This is a genomic window from Allosalinactinospora lopnorensis, from assembly GCF_000981225.1.
GTDB classification, from domain to species: Bacteria; Actinomycetota; Actinomycetes; order Streptosporangiales; family Streptosporangiaceae; genus Allosalinactinospora; species Allosalinactinospora lopnorensis.
In genome coordinates, this window is the sequence record NZ_LAJC01000168.1 from 1 (window position 1) to 1,967 (window position 1,967).

The following is a 1,967-nucleotide window of genomic DNA, read 5'->3' on the forward strand; positions in this document are numbered from 1 at the left end:
GTGTCGGGGGCGAGCAGTGCGAGCAGGCGGCGCACCTCGCGCGTTCGGCCGCGGAGAGGGCCGCCACGTCGCGGTGCCGCAGTACCTCGGTGTCGCTGGCGACCACCGCGACGGCGGTCTCGTCACCGTCATCGGCGGCCGCGGACTCCGCGCCGCGGGCCGGCTGGGGGGCGAACAGCGTGGTCGGTCGCCGGGCGACGGGCACCGCCACCCGGGGGGCCGGGGTGAACGCCGACGCATCGGTGAAGTAGGCCGCGAACGCCGCGTCGTAGACGGGGATGTCGTCGGGCTCGCCGCACAGCGTGAGCCGCCCCGCCCAGTAGGTGCTCTCGCGGTCGGTGATGTCGAGCGCACCGACCGCGCCGAGCATGCTCTGCACCCGGTCGGGTGTGGCGTCGACCCCGGCGTGGCGCAGGGTGCGGGCGAACCCCAGCAGGAGCTCGGTGATGTCGCGCCTCGGGTCCGCCCCCGCCATCGGCTAGGCCCCCAGCAGCTCGGCCAGGTCGGTAGAGCGGACGCGTTCGGCGTCCTCGCGGTACTTGAGGACGGCGCCCAGCGTCGCCGCGGCGAGATCGGGATCCAGCGACCGCGCGCCGAGGGTGGCCAGGGCGTTCGCCCAGTCCAGCGACTCGGCGACCCCGGGCGGCTTGATCAGGTCGAGGTCGCGCATGCGCCGGATCGCCGCGGCCACCTCGGAGGCGAGGCGCTCGGTGATCTCCGGCAGCCTGCGGCGCAGGATGGCGACCTCGCGTTCGAAGCCGGGGTGCTCGACCCAGTGGTAGAGGCAGCGCCGCTTGAGCGCGTCGTGCACCTCGCGCGTACGGTTGCTGGTGAGCACGGTGAGCGGCGGGGTCGCGGCGGTTACGCGACCCAGCTCGGGGATGCTGATCGCCGCCTCGGACAGCACCTCCAGCAGGAACGCCTCGAACTCGTCGTCGGCCCGGTCGATCTCGTCCACGAGCAGCACCGAGGGGGTCGTCTCCAGTGCTTCGAGCAGCGGCCGGGCGATGAGGAACCGCCGGTCGTACAGGCTGGCCTCCAGCTCCGCCGGGTCGGGGCGCTCGCCGGTCGCGTGCGCGGTGGCCTCGACCGTGCGGAGGTGCAGGATCTGGCGGGTGAAGTCCCAGTCGTAGAGGGCCTGCGCGGCGTCGAGCCCCTCGTAGCACTGCAGACGCACGAAGTGCGCTCCGGTGGCGTCCGCCAGGGCCTGGGCGAACGCGGTCTTGCCGACGCCCGCGTCGCCTTCGAGGAACAGCGGCCGGCCCAGGCGCAGCGCGAGGTACCCGGCGGTCGCGAGCCCGTCGTCGGCGAGGTAGGCGGAGTCGGCGAGGGCCCGGGCCAGTTCCTTCGGCGAAGCGGGCCGTTCCGGCGTCTCCTCGGAGCTCATATGCCAACTATGCCGCCTGTGGAGGGGCTCGGGCCAGCGGGAACCGCCCGCGGTTCCCGCCTGTCTCCGGTTCCGGAGGGGGCGGCCCCTCTCTTATGGCGGGTTCCGTGCAACGCAGTCGTGGTATCGGGTACACCTGGTGTTCATGGGGGAGTCACGAATCGTCTTCGACCGCAGGGGCCGCGGCGCCCCTGTCGTGCTACTGCACGGGTTGGGGCACCGCCGCCAGGCCTGGTACCCGGTGCTGGGGCGGCTCGCACGCTGGCACGAGGTGATCGCCCTCGACTTGCCGGGGTTCGGGCAGTCGCCCGGCCCGGCCGGCGGCGACCGCTACGACCTGCACTCCCTGGTCGACGCGGTGCAGCGCGTATGCGCCGAACTGGGACTCGAACGCCCGCACGTCGCCGGCAACTCCCTCGGCGGGGCGATCGCGCTGGAGCTGGGCGCCCAGGGGGCCGCGGCCTCGGTGACGGCACTGTCCCCCATAGGCTTCAGCCCTGCTCTCACCAGGACCGGGTTCCGGCTGCTCGCCCGCGGCGCGCGGGCGGCGGCGCGGATCCCGGAACCGGTGCGGTTGGCC

At 74.0% G+C, this 1,967-nt stretch carries 2 protein-coding genes and 1 pseudogene; 1 reads left to right on the forward strand and 2 read right to left on the reverse strand.

Annotation, left to right across the window (positions count from 1 at the left end; all coding sequences use genetic code 11):
• A pseudogene (locus VS93_RS26270) lies at positions 1-475 on the reverse strand (hypothetical protein); the annotation flags it as partial.
• Positions 476-478: 3 nt separating this feature from the next.
• The gene (locus VS93_RS26275) at positions 479-1,387 is read right to left on the reverse strand and encodes an AAA family ATPase (protein WP_046472524.1); all 909 of its coding nucleotides are present in this window, start codon (positions 1,385-1,387) and stop codon (positions 479-481) included.
• 145 nt (positions 1,388-1,532) lie between these two features.
• Between VS93_RS26275 and VS93_RS26280 the strand changes: the two genes are divergently transcribed.
• Positions 1,533-1,967: alpha/beta fold hydrolase (locus tag VS93_RS26280; protein ID WP_046472525.1), on the forward strand; the 435-nt coding region annotated here is incomplete at its 3' end.

Coding starts and splice junctions, on each gene's coding strand:
- VS93_RS26275 (WP_046472524.1), bottom strand. CDS start 1,387: ATGAGCTCCGAGGAGACGCCGGAACGGCCCGCTTCGCCGAAGGAACTG.